19 protein-coding genes are annotated in these 24,006 nt (G+C 65.4%); 4 read left to right on the top strand and 15 right to left on the bottom strand.

The window, feature by feature from the left end; all coding sequences use genetic code 11:
* Nucleotides 1-65: 65 nt before the first annotated feature.
* Together A5906_RS03005 and A5906_RS03000 are read left to right on the top strand one after the other, a co-directional pair.
* Complete coding sequence (locus A5906_RS03005; protein ID WP_080133753.1) at nt 66-386, top strand: hypothetical protein; 321 nt, start codon at nt 66-68, stop codon at nt 384-386.
* Nucleotides 387-497: 111 nt separating this feature from the next.
* Complete coding sequence (locus tag A5906_RS03000) at nt 498-1,991, top strand: NAD-dependent succinate-semialdehyde dehydrogenase (RefSeq protein WP_080133752.1); 1,494 nt, start codon at nt 498-500, stop codon at nt 1,989-1,991.
* A gap of 49 nt (nt 1,992-2,040) precedes the next feature.
* Here A5906_RS03000 and A5906_RS46095 read toward each other — a convergent pair whose 3' ends face one another.
* From A5906_RS46095 to A5906_RS02980, 4 genes are all read right to left on the bottom strand, one after another.
* Entirely contained in the window at nt 2,041-2,475 is a 435-nt protein-coding gene (locus tag A5906_RS46095; RefSeq protein WP_347337584.1) for a hypothetical protein, read from the bottom strand.
* Nucleotides 2,476-2,791: 316 nt separating this feature from the next.
* Nucleotides 2,792-5,008, bottom strand: a complete 2,217-nt coding sequence (locus A5906_RS02990; RefSeq protein ID WP_080133751.1) for an SLC26A/SulP transporter family protein — start codon at nt 5,006-5,008, stop codon at nt 2,792-2,794.
* A 162-nt stretch (nt 5,009-5,170) separates the two neighbouring features.
* Nucleotides 5,171-6,085: a phosphoribosylaminoimidazolesuccinocarboxamide synthase gene (locus tag A5906_RS02985; protein ID WP_080134044.1), complete on the bottom strand. Its 915-nt coding sequence runs from the start codon at nt 6,083-6,085 to the stop codon at nt 5,171-5,173.
* 87 nt (nt 6,086-6,172) lie between these two features.
* Nucleotides 6,173-7,090, bottom strand: coding sequence for a pirin family protein (locus tag A5906_RS02980; RefSeq protein ID WP_080134043.1), 918 nt, complete (start codon nt 7,088-7,090; stop codon nt 6,173-6,175).
* A gap of 64 nt (nt 7,091-7,154) precedes the next feature.
* Here A5906_RS02980 and A5906_RS02975 point away from each other — a divergent pair, with 64 nt between their 5' ends.
* The gene (locus tag A5906_RS02975; RefSeq protein ID WP_080133750.1) at nt 7,155-7,718 is read left to right on the top strand and encodes a GNAT family N-acetyltransferase; all 564 of its coding nucleotides are present in this window, start codon (nt 7,155-7,157) and stop codon (nt 7,716-7,718) included.
* A gap of 45 nt (nt 7,719-7,763) precedes the next feature.
* On the opposite strand, the gene A5906_RS02970 is transcribed toward A5906_RS02975, so the two are convergent.
* Complete coding sequence (locus A5906_RS02970) at nt 7,764-9,131, bottom strand: MmgE/PrpD family protein (RefSeq protein WP_080133749.1); 1,368 nt, start codon at nt 9,129-9,131, stop codon at nt 7,764-7,766.
* Between the two features lie 117 nt (nt 9,132-9,248).
* On the opposite strand from A5906_RS02970, the gene A5906_RS02965 reads away from it, so the two are divergent.
* Nucleotides 9,249-10,364: an FUSC family protein gene (locus tag A5906_RS02965; RefSeq protein WP_080133748.1), complete on the top strand. Its 1,116-nt coding sequence runs from the start codon at nt 9,249-9,251 to the stop codon at nt 10,362-10,364.
* A 64-nt stretch (nt 10,365-10,428) separates the two neighbouring features.
* Here A5906_RS02965 and A5906_RS02960 read toward each other — a convergent pair whose 3' ends face one another.
* The 10 genes from A5906_RS02960 to A5906_RS02915 all read right to left on the bottom strand — a co-directional run bounded on the left by A5906_RS02960 (nt 10,429) and on the right by A5906_RS02915 (nt 23,995).
* Entirely contained in the window at nt 10,429-11,742 is a 1,314-nt protein-coding gene (locus A5906_RS02960; protein WP_080133747.1) for an SMI1/KNR4 family protein, read from the bottom strand.
* Between the two features lie 66 nt (nt 11,743-11,808).
* Entirely contained in the window at nt 11,809-12,465 is a 657-nt protein-coding gene (locus A5906_RS02955) for a 2-hydroxychromene-2-carboxylate isomerase (protein WP_080133746.1), read from the bottom strand.
* Nucleotides 12,462-12,950: a DUF2867 domain-containing protein gene (locus tag A5906_RS02950; protein WP_080133745.1), complete on the bottom strand. Its 489-nt coding sequence runs from the start codon at nt 12,948-12,950 to the stop codon at nt 12,462-12,464. Before A5906_RS02950 ends, A5906_RS02955 begins: the two co-directional genes overlap by 4 nt.
* Nucleotides 12,947-14,341, bottom strand: coding sequence for an MATE family efflux transporter (locus tag A5906_RS02945; RefSeq protein WP_080133744.1), 1,395 nt, complete (start codon nt 14,339-14,341; stop codon nt 12,947-12,949). Before A5906_RS02945 ends, A5906_RS02950 begins: the two co-directional genes overlap by 4 nt.
* Before the next feature lie 508 nt (nt 14,342-14,849).
* Nucleotides 14,850-16,145, bottom strand: a complete 1,296-nt coding sequence (murA, locus tag A5906_RS02940; RefSeq protein WP_080133743.1) for a UDP-N-acetylglucosamine 1-carboxyvinyltransferase — start codon at nt 16,143-16,145, stop codon at nt 14,850-14,852.
* Nucleotides 16,146-16,446: 301 nt separating this feature from the next.
* On the bottom strand, nt 16,447-17,085 hold the full coding sequence (locus tag A5906_RS02935; RefSeq protein ID WP_080133742.1) for a phospholipid scramblase-related protein: 639 nt from the start codon (nt 17,083-17,085) through the stop codon (nt 16,447-16,449).
* Nucleotides 17,086-17,317: 232 nt separating this feature from the next.
* Complete coding sequence (gyrB, locus tag A5906_RS02930) at nt 17,318-19,753, bottom strand: DNA topoisomerase (ATP-hydrolyzing) subunit B (protein WP_080133741.1); 2,436 nt, start codon at nt 19,751-19,753, stop codon at nt 17,318-17,320.
* 283 nt (nt 19,754-20,036) lie between these two features.
* Nucleotides 20,037-20,786, bottom strand: coding sequence for a hypothetical protein (locus A5906_RS02925; protein WP_245326566.1), 750 nt, complete (start codon nt 20,784-20,786; stop codon nt 20,037-20,039).
* A gap of 146 nt (nt 20,787-20,932) precedes the next feature.
* Nucleotides 20,933-23,101: a hypothetical protein gene (locus A5906_RS02920; RefSeq protein WP_080133740.1), complete on the bottom strand. Its 2,169-nt coding sequence runs from the start codon at nt 23,099-23,101 to the stop codon at nt 20,933-20,935.
* 150 nt (nt 23,102-23,251) lie between these two features.
* Entirely contained in the window at nt 23,252-23,995 is a 744-nt protein-coding gene (locus A5906_RS02915) for a hypothetical protein (protein WP_080133739.1), read from the bottom strand.
* Between the last annotated feature and the right edge of the window lie 11 nt (nt 23,996-24,006).

The following is a 24,006-nucleotide window of genomic DNA, read 5'->3' as shown; positions in this document are numbered from 1 at the left end:
TCGTCGGCCGACGTTAAGACTTGATGCAAATTTGGCGGCCGACACCGGCCGCGAGGGGGCCTCAGATGATTTCAACCTGGAGCGAATGGAAGCGCTATCCCCGTCCCGGACGGGGCGACAACCTCGAAGCGCCGATCTCGCCCGGCATTTACGAAGTCCGCATCGCCGGTACCGGGGCGCTCTATTCGTTCGGCGCGGTCGACAATCTGGCGCAGGCCCTGGCGCTGCTGCCGGTCGGCTCGAAGAACTGGTTCAGCCGCCGCGACACATCCGACGCCCCCGATCTCGAATACCGGACCTGCGCAACCTCCTCGAAGGCCGATGCAAAAGCCGCCGCCGAGCGCATGATCGGACGGCGCGAGACTTATATGAGCGGCGCGGCGTAACCACGCCGCTGCCACTTTAGCTCCCATCAGATGTGCGTTGCCGGACGGTGCATTGCGCGCGGTCCGTCCTTATATTCCGGGCCGATCAGACCGACCCAGGGAGCAACGCCTATGACCCCCACCGCCGCCGCCCGCGCACCGCAAGCCACCGCCACCCTGCGTGACCGGCTGAAGGACCCTTCGCTGCTGAAGGAAGCCTGCTACATCGACGGCGCCTGGATCGGCACACCGGTCTTCGCGGTGAACAATCCCGCCACCGGCGTCGCGCTCGCAAAGGTTCCGCAGCTTGGCGCCGAGGAGACCACCAAGGCGGTCGAAGCCGCCGAGCGCGCCTTCCCGGCCTGGGCCAAGCACACCGCCAAGCAGCGCTCCAACATCCTGCGCAAATGGTTCGAACTGATCACCGCCAACCGCGAGGACCTCGCGTTGATCCTCACCTCCGAACAGGGCAAGCCGCTCTCTGAAGCTCTTGGCGAGGTCGACATCGGCGCCGCCTATATCGAGTTTTTCGCGGAAGAAGCCCGCCGCGTCTATGGCGAGACCATCCCGAGCCAGCGGCCCGATGCACGCCTGCTCGCGATCAAGCAGCCGATCGGCGTCTGCGGCGCGATCACGCCGTGGAATTTCCCGAACTCGATGATCACGCGAAAGGTTTCGCCGGCGCTGGCGGCCGGCTGCACCGTGGTGCTCAAGCCCGCCAACGAGACGCCGCTCTCGGCGCTCGCCCTGGCCGTGCTCGCCGAGAAGGCCGGCATTCCCAAGGGCGTGCTCAACATCATCACCGGTGATGCGCCGCCGATCGGCAAGGTGCTGTGCGAGCATCCCGCGGTGCGCTTCGTCGGCTTCACCGGCTCGACCGCGGTCGGCAAGATCCTCTATCAGCAGGCTTCCGTCGGCGTGAAGCGACTTGGCCTCGAGCTCGGCGGCAACGCGCCATTCATCGTGTTCGACGACGCCGACATCGATGCGGCGGTCGAGGGCGCCATCGTCTCGAAATATCGCAACATGGGCCAGACCTGCGTCTGCGCCAACCGCATCTATGCCCAGGACAAGATCTACGACGAGTTCGTGCAAAAACTCTCGAAGAAGGTCGCGGCGATGAAGATCGGCGACGGCACCGAAAGCGGCGTCACGCAAGGGCCCCTGATCAACATGAAGGCGGTCGACAAGGTCGAACGCCATATCGCCGACGCGGTGAAGCGCGGCGCCAAGGTCGTCACCGGCGGCAAGCGCAGCGAGCTCGGACGCTCCTTCTTCGAGCCGACGGTGCTTGCCGACGTCAAGCCGGACTCGCTGGTGTCGCAGGAGGAAACCTTCGGTCCGCTCGCGCCTGTGATCCGCTTCAAGGACGAGGCCGACGTCATCGCGATGTGCAACGCTTCCCCCTTCGGTCTCGCCTCCTACTTCTACTCCCGCGATCTCGGTCGGGTTTGGCGCGTCGCCGAAGCGCTGGAGTCCGGCATGGTCGGCGTCAACACCGGCCTGATCACCACGGAAGTAGCGCCCTTCGGCGGCGTCAAGGAAAGCGGCCTTGGCCGCGAAGGCTCGCGTCACGGCATGGAAGAATATGTCGAGATCAAATACGTGATGATGGCGGGGGTCTAACCGCCAGGGGGCGGCTCGAAAGCCGCCTCCCACTCCTGAGCCTGCGACTTTACTGGCAGCGATACATCCGGCCGTCTTCCATTTTGGTCATCGTGCCGGGCGTGCAGACGAAGCCGTTTCGCCTGCGCCAGTCGTCCGGCGAGTAGGCGTAAGAGGCGTAAGGATCCCTATTCGCATAATAGCCCGTACCGAAATAGGGGCCGGTCCCCCATCCCGGTGACGTTGCGGCAACGGCGGCGGCCGTGCCAGCGGCTGCAACACCTGCCCCGACTGCGGCGGCACCGTATCCATATGCGGCTCTCCGTGTCTGTCGACGCGCCACGCCGGCAACGCTCACGGGAGTCAGCGGGCGACCGACCCGCGCCTGCGCACTGTCGACCGACATCGAGACGCCGTGCTCCTCAGACCAGGCGAAGGAGAACAACGCCGCGCAGGTGAACGTCGAGACTGCAATTGCAATTCTTGTCGCTCGTGTACGTGTCATGTTTCGTCTCCATGGCTATCTTCCAAAAGGGCTGTCTTCCAAATGCGCTTTCGCTATTCAGGGGCCGCTGCGCGGTCCCTGGAGTCTTCCTCGCGCTGGTCTAGAGCGGCGTGCAACCGAAGCGTTTGCGTTGAGCGCAAGCGGCGGCATGAGCGATTGCGATAGAAGAAGCTTCATCGGAAGCACGCCCGGCCGTGCTTGGAGAACCAATTGCGCGCAAAATCATACTGGAAACCGACGCCGGGAGCCATTGTCCCAACGCACCCGCAATGGGTCACGCCAACTGCCTTATCATGGGGCCTGATAGCGTAAATCCTTACCGCCGCAGCACCGCGATCGTCCGGTTCGCAAACGTCAGCCGCTCGGCCATGACCGACACGAAATAGGTCAGCAGCTTGTGGCTGAGCGCGGGGGCCTCGATCTTGATCGCGTCGAACTGGTGCGCGTTGAGCACGTAGAGCACGCTGTCGACCTCGGCCTGGATCGTGGCGCTGCGCGGCGTGCGTGACACCAGCCCCATCTCGCCGATCGTGGTGTAGCGCCCGAGGCTTCGGACCCGTGTCATGCCGTCCTGTTCCGCGGGGATCATGATCCCGACCCGGCCATCGAGGATGAAGTGCATGGAATCGGCGGGGTCGCCGGCCCGCACGATGATCTCGCCGGCCCTGACCTCGAGGCGCTCGCAGCAACGGCTCAGTTGCGCAGCGTCATCCCCGTTGCCCAGGATCTGGGTAAGCCAGTCGCGCAAGGAGGCTTCCTCCTGCGCGTGGCCGCGATGCTGGGCGATGATCTCGTTCTCGCACCATTCAAGGGCATGGTCGAGCTCCTGCACGATCCGCACTTCGGGCGAGACGAATCCGTTGTCGCGCAGCGCCTTGGTGGCGCCGGGCGGAAGATGCACCAGCACAAGGTCGATGCCACGGTCCAGTGCCGCGCGCTTGATCTGGTCGAAGCTGTAGGCGGCCGAGGAATCGATTCCGGTCACGAGCTTGAAGTCGAAGACCAGGAAGCGGCATTCCGGATGCCGCTGCAGCAGTGCCTTGACGTGCTGGTAGAGACGATTGGCCGAGCCGAAGAACAGATAGCTCTGCAGCTTCAGGCCCTGGATCTCGCTGCCATGGGTGGACAGGAGCGCCTGTTCATCGCGCGAGCGGTCGAGGGAGGAGCGATATTCGGTGCCGTCGAAGCCGAATTTGATAGAGCTAGCGCGCGAGGCGCTCAGCGCGAAGATCGTGCAACCGATCACGACGCCGATCAGGATGCCGGCGACAAAGCCCCATTTGAGGATGATGAGGATGATCGCAAGCAGCGACAGATATTCCGGCATCGTGAGGCGGCGTCGCGACTGCACGATCCATTTGTGCAGCGTGTCGCTGCCGAGATAGACCAGCAGCCCGCCGAGCACGAGCTTCGGCATGAAGCCGAGCAGCGCCGGCGCGACGATCAGCATCGAGGCCGAGATCGCCGCGGAGGTCAGACCGGAGAGGCGGCCGCGCCCACCGGCCGAAAAGTTGAGGATAGAGCGGCTGACCGAGATGCAGCCGGGGTACCCGCCCAGCGCGCCGCAGAGGATATTGGCGAGGCCGGTGACGTTCAGCTCGCGCTCCAGATCGGCCTCGCGAAGGGTCGCGACCTCGACGCCGGTGGTGTTGAACAGCGTGCTCGATGCCGTGACGAAGATCACCGCGATGAGATTGCCGGACAATTCGGGCAGCGTGGACCAAGGATAATGAACGATCGCCTGCGCCGTCCACGGCCAGACCAGTCCGATCTGCTCCGGCGGGTGAAAGGTCCATCCCAGCCTCTGCGCCTCGGCGGGAGAAATGCCGGCAAGCCAGAAGGCGAGATGCGCGGCGAGCGTCCCCGCGACCAGGATGAGCGGCAGTCCGATCGGTGTGCGAGAGCGGTGCCAGGTGAGATAGAGCACTGCGGCCATCGCGCAGGCGGCGCCGAGCTCGAAGAGCGTCGTCGTGTTGGCGAAGCTTCCGAGCGTTGCAAGCTGAAGCGGCTGCCCGGTGATGACCCTGATGGCACCCAGCAGGATCAGGCAGCCCGTCGCGCCCAGAAAGCCGCCGACCACCGGATAGGGAATATATCGAATGGCGCGGCCGATCCGCGTGACGCCGAAGGTGCAGAGCACGAGGCCGGTGGCGATGCTGACGAGGCCAAAGGTGACGAGCACCGGAGCCAGAAGCGGTGACGAGGGATCCGCTGCCGTGATCCGTTCGACCAGTGACGAGGCGACAATCCCGGTCATGGCCGCGGTCGAAGCTTCCGGCGCGGCGATCGCAAAGCGCAGGGAGCTTCCAACCCCGATCACGAGGGCGAGGACCGCCGATGCCATGAAGGTGACACCGACGCCGGTGCCGAGGTCCGGCGCCAGCGGGCCGGCGAAGATCAGCACCGCATAGGAGAGGCCGAGAGTGACGGTCAGAACGCTGGCGGCGGCTCCGCCGAGCACGTCATTCAGCGCACGCGCGATGACCGGGCTGAAGCGGAGGAACGGACTGAGATGAACGGTTGAATCTGCCACGCGACGACGCCCGCCTCACGCTCTCTGCTCGAGTGGTGGAGGGCGGTGACCCTAGCGCAACCGGGGTCCCCGGTCCTTCAACGGCCATTGATAAAGGGCGGTCAGGATGGGAGAGGTACGTCAGCCCCTCCACGTCATTGCGAGCGCAGCGAAGCAACCGCGCTAGATCTTCAGCTCTTTCCCCGTCACGCGCCGATACGCTTCCAGATACCGCTTGCTGGTCGCCTCCACCACGCTCGCCGGCAGGGGCGGCGGGGGAGCGTCGCCGTTCCAGCGGCCGGCGCGGCGCTCGACATCGAGATAGTCGCGCAGCGGCTGCTTGTCGAAGCTCGCCTGCGGCTGGCCGGGCTTGTAGGCATCGACCGCCCAGAAGCGCGACGAATCCGGCGTCATGACCTCGTCGATCAGGATGATGCGGCCGTCCTTGTCGCGGCCGAACTCGAATTTCGTGTCGGCAATGATGATGCCCTGCTCGCGCGCCAGCTCCTCGCCGAGCGTGTAGATCGCACGCGTCATGCTCTCCAGCGTGTAGGCGACTTCGTCGCCGACCACGGCGCGCATCCTGGCGATGGTGATGTTTTCGTCATGGCCGGTCTCGGCCTTGGTTGCCGGGCTGAAGATCGAAGGCTCCAGCTTCTCGCTTTCGACGAGGCCGGCCTTCAGCTTCTCGCCCGCAAGCGTGCCGGAGCCGGCATATTCCTTCCAGGCCGAACCCGAGAGATAGCCGCGGATCACGCACTCGATCGGGAACACGGTGGTGCGCTTGCACAGCATGGCGCGGCCGAGGATCTCGGCCCGATGCGGCCTCAAGGCCGGCACGGCCGCGATGATCTCGTCGGTATTCGCGCTGATCATGTGATGCGGCACCACGCCCTCGAGCTTGCCAAACCAGAACGCGCTGATCTGCGTCAGCACCGCGCCCTTCATCGGAATGGTCTCGCCCATCACGACGTCGAAGGCGCTGATGCGGTCCGTGGTCAGCAGCAGCAGGCGGTCATCGTCGACGGCGTAGATATCGCGCACCTTGCCGCGACCGATCTTGGTCAGGGGCAGGTCGCTGGAGAGCATGGCGGTCATCGGCAGATCTTTCGCAGGCAAATCTTTTGCAGGCATGGCGTCGGGAGTCCGGACGCGCCAAATGGCGCGGCCGGAGACCGGATTAGCCTATTCCGGCAGCGGAATGAACTCATGTTCCTGCGGAACCGCGGCGAAGCGGCCGGTTTTCCAGTCCTGCTTGGCCTGCTCGATCCGCTCCTTGCTGGAGGAGACGAAATTCCACCAGATGTGGCGCGGGCCCTCCAATGCATCACCGCCGAGAAACATCATCCGCGTCGGCCTCAGGGCCTTCACGGTGATGCGGTCGCCGGGCCGGAAGATCAGCAGCCGCGGCCCCTCGTAGCGCTCGTTAGCGATCTCGACCTCGCCGTCGACCACGTAGATCGCGCGCTCCTCATGATCGGGGTCGAGCGGCACGCTCGCGCCCTCCGCGGCCGTGACCTCGGTGTAGAACCAGGGCGACACCATCGACACGGGCGAGGCGATGCCGAAAGCGGAGCCTGCGATCACCCGCGCCGTGAAATCGCGCTCGGAGATCATCGGCAGATCGCCTGCGGCGTAATGCTGGAACGACGGCGCGATCTCTTCGGAGCCGGCCGGCAGTGCGATCCAGCTTTGCAGGCCGAGCATCTTCTGGCCCGAGGCGCGCTGCGCATCCGGCGTGCGCTCGGAATGGGCGATGCCACGCCCGGCGGTCATCAGATTCATCGCGCCGGGCGCGATCTCCTGGACGTTGCCCTCGCTGTCGCGATGCATGATCGCGCCGTCGAAAAGATAGGTGACGGTGGCAAGCCCGATATGCGGATGCGGCCGCACGTCCATGCCCTTGCCGGAGACGAACTGCACCGGGCCGAAATGGTCGAAGAAGATGAAGGGCCCGACCATCTGCCGCTTGCCATGCGGCAGCGCGCGGCGCACCGCAAAGCCGTCGCCGAGGTCGCGCGTACGCGGCACGATGACGAGATCGAGCGCATCGCAGGATTTGGGGTCGCCGAGCACGGGATCGTTGTCGGGCATCCAGCTCATGGTGAACTCCTGTTTCTTACTGATAGGATCGTAGCAGAACATCGTTGGGAACGGGAGGAGAGAGATGATTCCGCCGCTCAAGCCTGGCGCGAGGTTGCTCGAGGTCAGGGGTCCCCAAATCGAGACAGAGCGTCTGATTTTGCGTCCGTGGCGCGCCAGCGACATCGCGCCCAATTCGGTGATGCTGAGCGATCCCGGAACGGCGCGGTTCATCGCAGCCGACGGCAAGCCGGTGACCACTGAGATCGCCGGCTGGCGCAACGCCGCGGTGATAGCAGGGCACTGGGCGCTCTATGGCTTCGGCATGTTCGCGGTCGAGGAAAAGGCGAGCGGCAGGTATGTCGGGCGCGTTGGACCCTGGTGCCCGCCGGGTTGGCCCGCCTTCGAGGTCGGCTGGGGCATTGCAAAGGAATATCGCGGCAGAGGTTATGCGGTCGAAGCGGCCCGCGCGTCGATCGACTGGTCGTTCGACAGCTTTGAGATCGACGAGATCATGCACTGCATCGAAAGCGGGAATGCGCCGTCCCAGGCCGTGGCGCGCAGGCTCGGTGCGCGGAAGGATCGCGAGATCGATCTGTTCGGAAAGCCCGCCGATGCCTGGATCACGTCGCGCGCCAATTGGCAGTGAAATTGAAGCGCCGTCCCGCCGTAACGGCGAGAGGGGAAGAGAGAGTTATCTCCCCAATTCCGTCGCCTTGGCCACGCGGTCGAACCGCTCCAGCGTCATGATCGCATCCGCGAATTTTTCAGCGCGCGCGTTCAGCACCGGGCGCGCCAGCGTCAAAAACTTCTGCTGCATCGCCTGCGTGTCCGGGAACGAGGTCGGCTCGCCAGAGGGATCGGCATAGAGCCGCTCATGCACGCCATCGTCGGTGGTGATGCTGACGCGCGCGCCGAAGGGGTGGGTGCGGCCGATCTCGAGCCGGTCGTCCTGCACCACGTCGAATTTGTCGGCGAGCGCGTCGATGGCGGCGTCGCCGAGGCGGTTGTAGTCGTCCCAGCCGAACGAGCCCTGGTCGAGCGCGAGCGCGCCGGTGAAGAACATCGAGAACTGGCCGCCGACGATCGAGCGCGGGTGGCGCTTGGTCGCGGCATCGCCGGTCAGCGTGATCCCGTTGCGGTGCAGGCCGATCTCGACACGCTTGACCTGGTCCGGCGTCAGATTGTGCTCGCGCCGCATTGCGATCAGCGCATCGATCGCGGCATGGGTGTAGCGGCAGCTCGGATAGGGTTTTACGCCGATCTTCATGGTCTCATAGGTCTTGCCGAGCCCGGCGACCGCCTTGTCGGGGTGCGCATCGTCGGTATAGCCGGCGAGCAGGCCGTGCTTGCCCTCGACCGACTCGGTCGCGCCGACGAAATCGTTGCGCGCCAGCGTCGCGGCGATCACGCCGTTCATGGCGGCGGCGCCGACCTGGTAGCGCTTGTTCCAGGCGCCATTGACCAAGAATTGCAGCGAGCCCGCGGCCTGGCTGCCGGAGACGCCGAACGCGGCGATCAGCTGCTGCTCATTCAGGCCGAACAGCTTGCCGGCCGCCGCCGCTGCGCCATAGGTGCCGGCGGTCGCGGTCGGATGAAAGCCGCGCGCATAATGCGAGGTCGGGTCGAGCGCATTGCCGAGCCGGCAGCACACCTCATAGCCCGCGACGATCGCGGTTAGCACGTCGCGGCCCGATGCGCCGACCATCTCGCCGACGGCGAAGGCGGCGGGAACCACCGGCGCGCTCGGATGCAGCGAGGAATCGGCGTGAGTGTCGTCGAAGTCGAGGGAATGGCCGAGTGCGCCGTTGAGGAGAGCTGCGACCGCCGGCGTCCAGGTCTTGGCATCGCCGAACACGGTGGACTCGCCCCTGGTGTCGAGCGCCAGCGCCTCCAGCATCTTCAGCATCGACGGGGTCGATTCCGCCTCGCGCCGCGCCCGGATCGCACTGCCGAGAAAGTCCAGCGTCAGCACTTTCGCGCGCTCCAGCACCTCCGCCGGAATATCCTGGTATTTCAGGTTGATGACATAGGCGGCGAGCGTTGCGGTTTCGTGGGCCATCGTGTTTCCTCGTTTTGGCGCGCAGGTTAGGCGGGCTGATTTGGCCTTTCAAGCGGGCTTGGGGTTGCGGGCATCAGCTATGCTTTTGTCCGCCGCGAGAGGATCGGGATATTCCGTATGACGCGCGCAAAGCACCTGTTTGAGCGGATCCGGGCGCGGCGGACGCAATTGGGGCTGGCGATCCGGGTCACGGTGGCCGCGACCGCGGCCTATGCCATCGCCACCGCGCTGCATCTCTTGCTGCCGCTCTGGGCGGTGCTGACCTCGCTGATCGTGACCCAGATGAGCGTTGGCCGCTCGCTGAAGGCGACGCGCGACTACGTGCTCGGCACCATCGGCGGCGCGATCTATGGCGGCGCCATCGCGATCCTGATTCCGTATTCCACCGAGGCGGGCCTGTTGGGGCTGCTGGTGCTGGCGGTTGCGCCACTTGCTTTCGTGGCCGCGATCAATCCAAGCCTCAACGCGGCGACGGTGACCGCGATCATCGTGCTGCTGGTCCCGACCATGCACCATTCCGATCCCATGACCTCGGCGATCGACCGCGTCAGCGAGGTCGGCGTCGGCGCCATCACGGGCTTGCTGGTCTCGTTTCTCGTTCTGCCGTCGCGCGCAGTGCGGCAGATCCGTGCCGCTGCGGCACAATTGCTAGAATTGATCGCCGATGCGTTCACCGAATTGCTCGCCGGCCTCACGCGCGGCCGCGACAACGACGCGCTGCACCGGATCCAGGACGGCATCGGCACGGCGATGGTCGGCATGAATGCGATCGGTGCCGAAGCCGAGCGCGAGCGCGCGGCGCGGCTGTCGAGCGGGCCCGACACGGGCCCCTTGCTGCGCACCGTGCTGCGGCTGCGCCATGACGTCGTGATGATCGGCCGCGCCACCGTGGTGCCGCTGCCGGTCGAGGTGCAGATGCGGTTAGCTGCGCCCTTGAATGAGGTCTCGACCGTGATCGCGCGCTTCCTGCGCTCGGCGGCTGGCGCCTTGCGCGAGGGCGCCGGCGCGCCGCCGATCCAGCCCGTCCACGTCGCGCTCCAGCACTACGCCGAGGCGGTCGCTTCCGTCCGTCATGACGGCCTGATCCGCGGTCAGCCCGGCGACACTGCCGAGCGCTTCTTCGCCCTCGGCTTCTCCTTGGAGCAGATGCACCAGAATCTCTGCGACCTCGATCGCGTCGTCGGCGAGTGGTCGGAGGCAGCCAGCGACAAATCCGTGCGTGTTGCGGAATAAAGCCAAAGCGTTTTCAAGCGAAGTGGATGCCGGTTCGCGTAAAGAAAACGCGTCAAAAGAAGCTCTAGAGATCGAAGAACGCGAGCTGCTCCGCCTCGCGCCGCTTGATGCCGTCGGTCAGTCTCTTCAACGCCACGTCAAAACCCGGCTGCTGTTGCTCCAGCTCCCATGCGCCGTCATGGTCCCATCGGAAGCACCAGCCGTAGCGCTCGCCCTCCTCGACATGGAGCAGCAGGCAGCGGCTGAGCTGCGACGGCTCGGCGATGGGCACCAGGTGCTTTAACGAGACGCCGTATTCTTTTCGGAAATAGGCGCAGGCCTCTTCGAGCTCGTCCTCGGAATGGGCGATGAAATCGAGGACATTGCGCTGCTGCGTGGCGAGCTCGCCCGGTGCATAGAAGCGGAGCTCGGATGACGACTTGGGCAACCGAACCAAGAGCTCGGTCTCGCCGCGGGTCAGCAGGAATTTGCGATAGTCGTCGGGCAGCCGAACGCCGAGCGCCTGCTCCGCGGCGCTGATGCCTGCTTCGCTCGCCGGCTTGCCGCGCTTCCAGCGCCAGCCTTTGGCGGATTTGCTTGCCTTGCGCCGCGCCTCATATTCGGCATAGCCGGGCAGCGCCATGATGTCCTCGAAGCCGCCGAACTGCGACCATTGATAGGCATCGTCGAAGGCTTCCTCCCGCCGCTCGGGGAAATAGCCGCAGAGCAGCTCGGCGCGCTTGACGATCCGGCCCTGACTCGGGGCGATCTTGCAGACATGCTCGATCGTCTTCAGCGCCTCGTCGGGATTGTCGGCCTGAAGATAGGCATCGCTCAGCAAGTCCAGGATGCGTCCCTCGAGGTCGTTCTCATAGATCGACCATGCATAATGCGGCTGCCCGGCAGCCCGCCGTGCAATGAGCGTATCGCGCGCCTGTTCGGCAAGGCGCACCGCTTGCGGGGGATTTCCACCGTCGACCTTGCTGCGGCGAGCGGCGTGCCAGAGATACAGCGGCTCATGCTCGGCCGGCGTGCCCTTGAGCGCGTCGAGCTGCCTCGCCTGCTCGGCCATCGGCGCGCTGAGCGCCAGGATCATCAGCTCGTCCAGGCCTCTCTGCCAGTCCGGCTTGGCTCGCGGACCGGGTCCGAGGTCGCGCAGCGTGTAATTGGTATGGTCCGTCTCGACATAGCCGGAAGCGACGAGCTCGCCGACATGGCGGCGGAAGGCCGCGGCAGCGTCGGCGATGTTGGAAAACTCCTTGCGCAGGAATTCTTCCGCGTCCGGATCGCCCGTCCAGTTCATGTGGATGCCGAGCACCAGGGGATCGTGGCCCGGGATCAGTATCAGCTCGCGATCGTCGTCGCCGGGCGGGCGATGGAAGAATTTTGCCAGATGCATGCGACCTCCGACCGTGCCGCCGGCATCGGGGCACCACGTCTCAGTCGCGGCTTCGGCGAAACCGGTTCATGCCTGGCGCTTCGACAGCCCCTTGCCCTGCATACGCCAGACCAAGAGATCGATGCGGTCCTGCCCGAAGAACGGCTCGTTCTCGAACACGAAGGTCGGCACGCCCCAATGGCCTGACGCGGCGTGGTCCTTCTCGTTCTCCGCGATCACCTGCTCATAGCGGCCCGGATCAGCGGTGATCGCTTCATCCATCGCGGCAAGATCGAAGCCCGCTTTCTCCGCGGCGCGCGCGAGATGGTCGCCTTCGTTCCACCCCGAGACCGAACCGTCCCACAGCACGCGCGCGATCGCATCTGTAAATGCGAGCGAGCGTCCCTCGAGCTGCGCCATGGCGCCCAGCCGGGTCAGGCGGTGGATGTAGGGCTGCTCGGTCGCGACATCGAGCGTCACCTTGTCCTGTACGATCGGATCGGGCCTGGGAAAGCGGAACGGAATGCCCTCGTGCTGCGCCACGCGCGTGCTGTCGAGCACGATGTAGCGAATGAAGTTCGGGCTGGCCTTCTTGAAAAAACCGGGCACGCGGACCGCGAGCGGATAGACCGGCCGGAGGTTCACCGCGAGGTCGTACTCCGCGACCAGCTTCAGCGTCTTCGGCAGCGCCAGATAGCTGAAGGGGCTGCGGTAGGAGTAGAAGAGGTCGACGGACAGCGTCATCGGGCCGGCTCCGCGATGTCTCCCATCATGCTGCGGGCCACAAGCTTGTGGAACGGTACGATCAGCCTGAGGTAGGTGCGCCCGAGCAGATTGTTGGTCCGCACCAGCGTGGTCAATGTCACCCGCCGGTCCGCCGCACCGCCGGCGATGTCAACCACGACGCGGAAATCGAGATGGTAGTCGTCAAACCCGGCGATGAGCTGCTCCGGCGTTTCGCTCAGCACTGGAAACAGGCCGATCATCCCGTAAGGAGCCGGAGCACCGTCGCCCGACGTCTTCAGTCCGAAGGGTTTCACCAGGACGTTGCGCAGTCGCGTCAGTGTGTCGATCCAGCGCGGCCCGTGCAGCACCATGCGGGTGCAGGCCTCGCGGGCGCTCAATTGCGTCGCACCGACCTCGACGCGAAAGGCATCGATGAACTGCGCGCCGGCGAGCACAACGCCGGCGTCGACATCAGGAGTGACTTCGCGGACCGTTCCGATCATCCCGCCAGTTTGCGCGCTAGCATCTGGAAGCGCAAGATCAGGAGCCCGGCATAGACGAAGGTGCCGACCGAGAACCCGATCCAGACCCCGACCGCGCCCAGCCCCGTGTGGAAAGCAAGAATCCAGGCGATCGGAAAGGCCACGCACCAATAGCCGATCGCCGCGAACACCAGCGTCATCCTGGTGTCATTGATGCCGCGCAGCGCGCCGCCCATGATGGTCTGGAGGCCGTCGGCGACGAAGAAGCTCGCGCCGACCAGCAGCAGCGTTGCCGTCAGCTCGACCGTCGCCGCGCTGGCCTCGCTGCGGCCGAAGAACAGCCGTCCGAGCTCGTAGCGGCCGAGGACGATCGCGACGGTCAGGGCGGACACGAACGCGATCCCGAGCACGGCTGCGACGAGGCCTGCGCGTCTCACCGCGACCATGTCGTTGCGGCCGAAGGCATGGCCGACGCGCACCGTCGCTGCCATGCCGACGCCGAGCGGCACCATGAACAGCACGGCGGTGACCTGGAGCGCGATCTGGTGCGCGGCGAGCGCCGTGGTCGAGATCAGTCCCATCAGCAGCGCGGCGGAGGAGAATAGGCCATATTCCAGCAGCAGGGAAAACGAGATCGGCGCGCCGACCGCGATGAGCTGGCGCATCAACGGCCAGTCGATCCGCCAGAGATGGGCGAGCGGGCGGTAGTCGGCAAACGGCTTGCGCAGCCCTGCGATGGCGAGCGCGGCGAGAAAGGTGCCGAGATTGACCAGCGTGGTGGCAAGGCCCGCGCCGAACAGGCCGAGCTCCGGCAGGCCGAGCAGGCCGTGGATCAGGACATAGACCAGCGCGGCGTTGATCGGGATGGCCGCGAGCGTGATCCACAGCGGTGCCTGCGGCCGGTTCACCGCGCTCATCATGCTGCGCAGCGCGATGAAGCCGAGCGCAGGTGCGATGCCCCAGGCGAGACCGTTCAGATAGCGCTGGGCGAGCGCGGCGGCTTGCGGCATTTGGCCGAGCGCGAGCAGGATCTGTTCGCCATAGAGCGGCGAGGCCATCATCGGCAGCGAGATCAGCAGCGCGGCCCATAGCCCGACGCGAAGAGAGCGGCGGATCCGCCTGACATCGCCGGCGCCGAACGCCTGCGCGGCCAGCGGCGACACCGCCGACATCAGTCCGAGCCCGAAGGTGAAGCTGACGAAATAGACCGTATGCGCCAGCGCCGCAGCGGCCACCGCATCCTCGCCGAGCCGCCCGATCAGCGCGAGATCAGTGGTGATCATCGCGATCTGTCCGAGCTGTGTCAGCATCATCGGCACGGCCAGCCGCAGCGTCTCGCCGAATTCTTGCGCGAGATGATTTTGCGGCACGCCGGCTTGCGGCTGCGCATGCTGTTGGACGGTGTCGAGCATGGCGGCTCATTAGCACAACCGGGCGACGAAAACATGGCCCATGTGTCCCGGACGCGCGAAGCGCGAGCCGGGACCCAGGAGCCACAGGCGTAGCTCGCAGTCGCATGGGCCCCGGCTCAGCAGCGCACCGCTGAAGAAGCGCTGCGCTGCGTCCGGGGCACGAGACCATTTTCAGGGATCGTAGGGTCGGCAAAGGCGCGCTTGCGCCGTGGCCACGTCTATCAATGATTTAGAGAGAAATGGTGGGCACGCTGTGCTTTGCCCATCCTACGATACTGTGCGTGGCGCGGGCTTCTTTTCCCTCTCCCCTTGTGGGAGAGGGTGGCTCGCCGCGATAGCGGCGAGACGGGTGAGGGGTTCTGTCCGCGAGTCCAATTCTCACTTGAATTCGTGGAGAGAACCCCTCATCCGGCGCCATAGCCGAAGCTTTGCTTCGGCGTTCTTGAGAACGGCGGCCGAAGGCGCCTATGCCACCTTCTCCCGCAAGAGGAGAAGGAAGAAAGCTGCCTCAGCTCTTCCTTTCCGGTACGCGCTTGATCTTGGCGCCCAGCGCGTTCAGCCGTTCCTCGATGCGCTCATAGCCGCGTTCGATCTGGTCGGCGTTGTTGATGGTAGAGGTGCCCTCGGCACACACGGCCGCGAGCAGCATCGCCATGCCGGCGCGGATGTCGGGCGAGGTCATGGTCGCGCCGTGCAGGCGGCTGGGACCGGCGATGATGGCGCGGTGAGGATCGCAGAGGACAATACGCGCGCCCATCGCGATCAGCTTGTCGACGAAGAACATCCGCGACTCGAACATCTTCTCGAACATCAGGATCACGCCCTCGCATTGCGTGGCGGTGACGATCGCGATCGACATCAAATCGGCCGGGAAGGCCGGCCAGGGCTGGTCCTCCAGCTTCGGCACGTGGCCGCCGAAATCGTCCTGGATCTTCAGCGTCTGGTTCGACGGCACGATGAGATCGTCGCCCTCGATGCGGCAGACGATGCCGAGCCGTTCGAAGCCCATGCGGATCGAGCGCAGGTGCTCGACGCCGGCGCGCACGATGCGCAAGGGAGAGCGCGTCACGGCGGCAAGGCCGATCAGCGAGCCGACCTCGATATGGTCGGGCTGGATCCGGTAAGTGGTTTCCCCCAGCGTCGCCGGCCCGTGCACGACCATGGTGTTGGTGCCGATGCCCTCGATCCTGGCGCCGAGCGCGACCAGGAAATTGGCGAGATCCTGCACATGCGGCTCGGAGGCGGCGTTGCGCAAATAGGTGACGCCGTCGGCGGCGACGGCCGCCACCAGCGCATTCTCGGTCGCGGTGACGCTCGGCTCGTCCAGGAACACGTCCGCCCCGGCGAGCTTCGCAGCGCGGAATTCGAGTCGGTCGGTCGCCGTCACCTTGGCGCCCAGCTGTTCGAGCGCCAGCACGTGGGTGTCGAGCCGGCGCCGGCCGATGACGTCGCCCCCGGGCGGCGGCAGCATCACTTCGCCGCAGCGGGCGAGCAGGGGGCCGGCGAGCAGGATCGAGGCCCGGATGCGGACGCAGAGCTCGGGGTCGAGATCGGCGGCGCGGATGCTCTTGGCGTGGATGTGGAGTGTGTTGCGCCCGGTCCATTCCGCGGACGCCCCGACCGAGCGTATCAGTTCGACCAGCGTCTCGGTGTCGCGAATCCGCGGCACGTTCTCCAGCGTCACCGGATGCTCGGTGAGCAGGGCGGCGGCGATGATCGGCAGTGCCGAATTCTTGTTGCCGGACGGCTCGATCGAGCCCGAGAGCCGGTGACCGCCCTCGACGATGTACTGGATGGGCGCCAAATGAATTCTCGCTGTCCTGATGAGTGGGGCGGGCCTGTTTCGGGCGGAACCTACAGAGATTTGAGCAGGGGAGCAATTGCGCTGGTAGGCCTGGGGAGACCGCCAATTCCTCATGGTGAGGAGCGCGGAACGCGCTCTGAGGACGATACCCGCATTGCCTGGCGGACCATGCAGGCACGTATGTCACCCGCGGCCATCCTTCGAGACGCCCGCTGACGCGGGTTTCTCAGGATGAGGTCGGAGCTTGTGACGAACGGCCCCTGCAGCAGCCCGATGCGCTCCCTCTGGGTTACACCGCGCTTCAATTCCGGAACAAATTGATGGCTCCGCCCTCGCCTTTGACTTCGAAGTACATGAGATCGATGTAGATCGCAGCTGCGAGAACCAGCGCTCGCTCATCTTCCGTCAGGCTGCGTTCGAGATACTCCACCAGAAAATTATCGCGGTCGGTGAACAGTTCAGCACCGAGGCCGGACCATTTCTTCGCAACGCGCGCGTGTTCTCGCCCGCCGCGCATGAACGGAAAGGTCCATACGCGCCAAAATGGCGAGCTGACTTCGAGCACCACTCTCCCCTGCGCATCGTGCACATGGAAGGTCTTGGTGAGAATCGAAAACTGACGCTCGATGGTTCCGATGAGGCGGCCGTCGCGCGAACGCAGCTCCAGGCACTGAAAGAACCAGCGGAAGGGATGAATCCCGCGCATGACCGGCTGGCGGGCATTGTCGAAAAAATGAACCTCAAAAGAGCGCCAATGCCCGAATGCCTGGCGCCCCAGGAAGCCGAGAATTCCCTTTTGCTGTTCGGCCGCATAGAGCAGATCGCGGCCATTTTGATCGCGAATACGATACTTGTTGCGGGTCTCGAAGCCGAAGAGCTCGGCCATTTCGAAGACCTGCTGCACGTACATTTGGCGATGGTCAGCTAAAATCGGCAACATGTCGCTCGGACCTCATCCGTGATCTGCCCTCAGGTCCATCGCGCCGGCTCGCACTTCGGCTCCGGCGCTCTCGTCCAGCGTGCTCGGTGACATTCGCGTCGGCAACGCGGCAGCGGCCCGTGGGGCACGCTACTTCGTCGCGGGGGAGGGTGGCGAGGTTCAGGGGATTCGATCACCTCTCCCTGCGGGAGAGGTGATCTGCGTCCATGGTGGCCGATCAAGCCAACCCGCCTCAGATATCGATGGTCGCGCTCAGCGAATGTTCCTGGATGAAGTCGCGGCGCGGTTCGACCACGTCGCCCATCAGCTTGGTGAAGATGTCGTCGGCCTCGTCGACCTCCTTGACCTTCACCTGCAGCAGCGAGCGCACCTCGGTGTCGAGCGTGGTCTCCCAGAGCTGCTCCGGATTCATCTCGCCCAGGCCTTTGTAGCGCTGCAGCGTGATGCCCTTGCGCCCCGAATCGGTGACCGCCTCGAACAGGTCGGTCGGGCCGTGGACCACGTGCTCCGAGTCCTTGCGCCGCAGCTTGCCGGAGCGGGCGTAGACGTCCTGGAGCTTTGGCGCGTACTCGTCGAGCTTGCGGGCCTCGGCGGAGCCGAGCAGCGCGTCGTCGATAATGGCCGCTTCCTTGACGCCGCGCACGGTGCGCTCGAACAGGAAGCCCTGGCCCTCGACGAACTGCCCAATCCAGCCGCGCTCGACCTCCTCGGCCTGGCTGTCCAGCCGGGTCGCGATGTACTGAGCCGCGGCCGTGGCGTTCTCGGGGTTACCGTAGACCGACTTGTTCAGCACACCGGTGATGGCGGCCTGCTCGACCACCTTGCGGTTGTAGCGGCTGTGCAGGTTGCGCAGGATGCTGCGGACGACGCGGGCATCGTCCACCAGCGCGCGCAAATCGCGGCCGGACCGGTCGCCGCCGGTGCCGGGGATGTACACGCAGTCGTCGAGCCCGGCGTCGATCAGATAGTCCTCCAGCGCCCGCTCGTCCTTCAGATACTGCTCGGACTTGCCGCGCGAGACCTTATAGAGCGGCGGCTGGGCGATATAGAGATAGCCGCCGTCGATGATGTCGCGCATCTGCCGGTAGAAGAAGGTCAGCAGCAGCGTGCGGATATGGGCGCCGTCGACGTCGGCGTCCGTCATCACGATGATCTTGTGGTAGCGCAGCTTCTCGACCGAGAATTCGTCGCTGATGCCGGTGCCGAGCGCGGTGATCAACGTGCCGATCTGCTCGGACGACAGCATCTTGTCGGGGCGGACGCGTTCGACGTTGAGGATCTTGCCGCGCAGTGGCAGCACTGCCTGGAATTCGCGGTTGCGGCCCTGCTTGGCGCTGCCGCCTGCCGAGTCACCCTCGACGATGAAGAGCTCGGACTTGGCCGGGTCCTTTTCCTGGCAGTCGGCGAGCTTGCCGGGCAGCGAGGAGACCGACAGCGGGCTCTTGCGCGTCAGCTCGCGCGCCTTTCGCGCAGCTTCGCGGGCGGCGGCGGCCTGGATCACCTTGCCGACGATCATCTTGGCCTCGGACGGGTGCTCCTCGAACCAGGCCTGGAGCGCCTCGTTGAGGACGTTCTCGACCACGGGGCGCACTTCCGAGGACACCAGCTTGTCCTTGGTCTGCGACGAAAATTTCGGGTCCGGCACCTTCACCGACAACACGGCGGTGAGGCCCTCGCGGCAGTCGTCGCCGGTGAGCGCGATCTTTTCCTTTTTCGCATTGGCCTCGGCATAACCGTTGACCTGGCGCGTCAGCGCGCCGCGGAAGCCGGCCAGATGGGTGCCGCCGTCACGCTGCGGGATGTTGTTGGTGAAACACAGCACGTTCTCGTGGTAGCTGTCATTCCACCACAAGGCGGCCTCGACGCCGATGCCGTTGGCTTCCGAGCGCACCATGATGGGCGCCGGCACCAGCGCCTTCTTGTTGCGGTCGAGATATTTGACGAACTCCTCGACGCCGCCGGAATAGTGCATCTCCTCGCGCTTCTCGACCGCATGGCGCATGTCGGAGAGGATGATGTTGACGCCGGAATTGAGGAAGGCGAGCTCGCGCAGGCGATGCTCGAGGGTGGCGAAATCATATTCGACGTTCTTGAACGTCTCGGTCGAGGCCAGGAACGTCACCTCGGTGCCGCGCCGGCCGGGCGCATCGCCAACGACCTTCAGCGGTGCCACGGCATCGCCATGGGCGAACTCGATGTAATGTTCCTTGTCGTCGCGCCAGATGCGCAGGCCGAGCTTGCTCGACAGCGCGTTGACGACGGAGACGCCGACGCCGTGCAGGCCGCCGGAGACCTTGTAGGAATTCTGGTCGAATTTTCCGCCGGCGTGGAGCTGGGTCATGATGACCTCGGCCGCCGAGATGCCTTCGCCCTTGTGGATGTCGACGGGAATGCCGCGGCCATCGTCGCGCACGGTGACGGAATTGTCGGCATTGAGGATCACGTCGACGCGCGAGGCGTGGCCCGCGAGCGCCTCGTCGATCGCGTTGTCGACGACCTCGTACACCATGTGGTGCAGGCCCGAGCCGTCATCGGTGTCGCCGATATACATGCCGGGGCGCTTGCGGACGGCATCGAGACCCTTGAGCACGCGGATCGATTCCGCACCGTATTCGCTCGGATTGGAGGGCTCGTTTTCGGCAGCGGGCTGCCGAGCAGGTTCTGTCATGAGAGGCCTTCGAGATGTCGCCCGAATCAGCGGCGCAAAAGGCGCTGATTTGCGAGCCTATTTGTGCCATGAAAGACCGCTTGCGCCTAGCGCAAAGTATCCTCCGGCAACCCTTTGAGCAGATAGGGTTTTTCTGCCGGTTTTCAAGGCTTTTGAAGGCCGATTCGGAGGCTCGCGAAAAGGCCGATTCGAGCGCCCGTTTCGGACCCCTAAAGGCGTGGATTTTGCGGGGGTGCGGAGGCCTGTTCCGAGGCGCTGTGGTGCCTCCGAACAGGCGACGGGTTCAGTAGACCCGGTCCGACTTGCTCTCGTCGTCACTCAACCTGAGGGCCCAGGCCTCGTCCGCGGCCACAGTGATGGAATCGGTGCGCACCGGATGGCCCGACACGAGCAGCTGGTAGGAATAGGTGCCCGGCGGCAGATCCAGCATTTGCGGGTGATTGAGGCCGCCTTCGATCTTGACGATTTGATCATTGATCGCGAGCGAAGCGACATCAGGCACGAGATAGCCGAATATCAGCCGCGCTTGTCCTGCGATCGGCAGGAAATTGGCCTTGGCCGCGGCTTCCGTATTTCGCTGCACCAGCTCGACGGTGGTCTCGTCCTTCGAGCGGTCAAGCTTCATGCTGACGGGCCCCTGCGGGGATGTGAACGAGAGCTCCGCGTGCTCGGCTGCGACCATGGGCCCACCTGCCACTTCCTGCCAGCCGAGCTTCGGCAGCTCGGCACGGTAGAAGGCGAGCACGTCGCTGAACTCGGCAGGGATGCTGGCGCTGAGCGTACGCCGGATCGGAGCCTTGACGCCATCAGCATATTGGGTGGTGAAGTGCCTATGGCTGATCCGGGTCGGCACGGGCAGATCGACATCAGGATCGAGCTTGAGCGGCCCGGGCCACAGCCGCGCCAAATACAGCCGCGCCATGTGGGGCACCGCGCCCTCGGCGTGCGCCGGAAGCGGGCAGCTCGCGAGAAGCAAGAGGCCGCACACCACCAGCCGCCATCCCGTCGGAATATTTGACGCGCGTTTGACCATCGTCTTACTCACACTCCAGGAATGTCGCGCGTTGTGATTTTCGCGCCATGCGGCGGCTGCGACATGGTCGCCATCGCCTCCAGGCGTCTAGTCGCCTCAGGAACCCGACTGGTTCAATCTCGCCATGACAGGCCCAGGCGGGGGGCTCAATACATCTGCAGCGGCAGCACCTCGCCGGTCGGCCCCACCATCAGGCCCCAGGCATCGCCCGCGGCGACCGTGAGGGTTTCGGTGCGGGCCGGGCGCCCCGGCATGCGCAGCGCGTACTGGTATGTCCCGGGCGCCAGATCGAGCATCGGACCTTTCGGCGATTGCGGGCCGCCGGCGCCGGCCGCGATCTTGACGGTCTGCTTGTTGATCGTGAGCGAAGCTTCCTTGTCGCCCATGTTGCCGATCATCACCCTGGCCTGGCCCGGCTTGGGCATGATGTCTGCTTTCGTCGCGGCCTCCGGATTCTTCTGCGCCAGATTGACTGTGGTCTCGCCCTTGTCGCGGCCGAGCTTGAGCACGGCCGGCCCTTGCGGCGAGGTGAAGTCGATCTGCGCGCGCTCCGCGGACACGGTCGCGCCGTGGGCCTTTTCCTGCCAGCCGAGCTTTCCGAGCTCGGTGCGGTAGAACGCCAGCACGTCGCTGAGCGGGGCGGGGATGCGGGCTTCCAGCTCGCGGCGGAACGGCGTCTCCGTGCCCGGCAGTTTCGATGTTGCGATCGAGGTCGACGACCGCTGCGTCGGCACGGGCAGCTGGGATTCGGTGTCGGGCTTGAGCGGCTCGGAGGATTTCGCCTGCACCTCCGGCAAGGCTGCCGGCAAGGCTGCCGGCTTGGCCGCGGCCATCACCAGGCCCGATCCGCTGGCGCTGACATTCACCTTCGGGCCCATCTGCATCACCGTCATCGAAATCGACTTGCCGCTCCTGGAGAATTCCATCACCGCCATATTGGGCTGGTTGATCACGGAGGGCTGCTCCTTCCAGCCGGCAGGCTTGAGCGATGCACGATAGAACGCGGTGAGCGCCTTGACGCTCGCGGTCGAGGAGAATTCGAGGTGGCCGCCATTGCCTTCGAACCTCACCCCCTCGGCGTTCTCCGGCAGCGGCACCGGCGTGTTGCTGTTCGCGAGCGCGTTGAGCGGGGCATCGGACAGCGCGGCTGCCTGCACCTTCCGGCGTGCCTCGTCGGCGGCGATGACCTGCTTGGCCGCGATCTCGGCATCCCTGAAGAACTTCTCGTCGGCTTCCTTCTTCGCCTTGATCCGCGCCGCGATCGCCGCGTCCGTCAGCTGCGTGGCGAGGCTGACCATGGTGAAATCATATTTGCGGCCAAGCCGCAGCACGCCGGTTTCCTCCGCCGTGGACACCTTGATCGCCACCTCGTCGCCGGGGTTGAGCGCGGCATTGCCATCGTTCCGCCAGCCGCGCGCGCTGAGCTCGCGACGATAGAAGGCGAGCACGGCGGGCAGATCGGCCATCACAGCGGCCGACATTTCGCGCTTGGCGGTGGTCGCGTTGCCCTTGCCCATGGACGTCTTGGTTGAGTCCGGCCGTGGAAAGCCTGCGGAATCGCCGTCGAGCTTGAGCTCGGCCGGCAGGGCGAACAGGGCCGTCCGGATCTCGACATTGGTCTTGCCGTCGTCGCGGCGCGTCATCGTCAGCATCACGGGCTTCTGCCTGTAGAAGCCGGTCGCTTCGCTGTCGGGATGCTCGTAGTACACGCGCGCGCCGTTCGGAATGGTCTCGTCGAGGCTGGCATTGGTCCATCGCGCGGCCGTTTCCGGCGTGAGCTTGCGCCAGCCGATCGCGGCCATCTCTCTCGTGTAGAAATCCAACGTCGCCTCGAGCGTGTCAGGCGCAATGCAACCGAGATAGGGCCTGGTGCCATCGAACACGATGCCGAGCGCGCCGTCGGGGAACGGCACGTTTCCGTAGATACGGTCGTGCGAATAATGAACCACTGACTGGTCGGGCCGGCCCAGGGCCTGTGTGAGAAAGACCGAAAGGCCCTGCCGGCCCTTCTTGAAATTCAGCGTGGCGCTCTTCTCCTCCAGCGGGCGCACATAGGGCACCCAGCCGTTGGCGCTCAGGAGCTTCTTCACGGCCGGCGCCGTCACCGCCTCCGGCGTCGGCATGCGATATTCGACGCGGTCGCTCTTTCCGAGCGAGGTATCCGCCACCGCGCCCTCGAGCTGCGGCAGCGCGTGGACGTCGACGATACCGTCGTCGGCGCGCGCCGGCAGCGTCGCGCTCGCCATCAGCAGAAGACCGCAGGCAAGCAGCCGCCAGCGTGCCGGGACCTGCGTCCCGCGCTTGATCATCGACATCGCCAAAACTCCTGGATTTCGCGCAGGGCAATCCCTCGCGCGATTGCGGGCTGCGACATCGTCGGCGCGGCCTCGGATGAGAAGTCGCGGCGGGGACCGGGCAGGTTCAACCGGGTACCGTGGTAGCGGGCGCAGAGGGCTGACCCAGGCTCAATACAGATGGAGCGGTGACCACGCGTCGCCGTTGCGTCCGACCGTGAGCTCCCAGGTATCACCGGCCGCGACGACGAGGGTGTTGGTATGAGCCGCGCGGCCCGGCACATTCACTTGGTAAGAATATTTGCCGGGCGGCAGATCCAGCGCGACGGCGTTGGCGCCACCCGCGCGCGTGATGGTCCGCGCGTCGATCGTCAGCACGGCCTCGGTCTCGCCGATATTGGAGAACACCACCTTGGCCTGGCCGGGTTCGGGCATGACGTTCGCCCTGGTTGCCGTGTCCGAATTCTTCTGCACGAGCTCGACTGCGGTGCTGCTGTCCTTGCGGTGGAGATCCAGCAGCGCCGGTCCGAGCGGGGAAGCGAAGGCGAGCTGGACGTGATCGGCGCCGATCACCGCGCCATCGGGCTTTTCTTTCCAGCCGAGCTTGTCGAGCTCGCTGCGGTAGAAGGCGAGCACGTCGCCGAGATCGGCAGGGACGGTCGCCTCCAGCCTGGTGCGGAGCGGGGCCTCGATGCCGCTCACCACGGTGGTGTGGATGCCCCTGTAGCTGTAGCGGGTCGGCGCGGGCAGCTTGGTCCCGGGATCCGGCGTGAGCGCGGACGAGAACAGCACTGAGATATGCGGCGCCCAGGCGCTGGCGCTTGCCGCGAGCATGCAGATCGCGAGGAAAACGAGGCCGCACACAAACGCCCGCCATCGTGCCGAGGCTTGCGCCCCGGGCATTACCGTCCGCATCTCACTCTCCA

Source organism: Bradyrhizobium sacchari, assembly GCF_002068095.1.
GTDB lineage: Bacteria > Pseudomonadota > Alphaproteobacteria > Rhizobiales > Xanthobacteraceae > Bradyrhizobium > Bradyrhizobium sacchari.
Note: the sequence above shows the minus strand (reverse complement) of the source record. Positions and strands in the feature narration are given on the sequence as shown.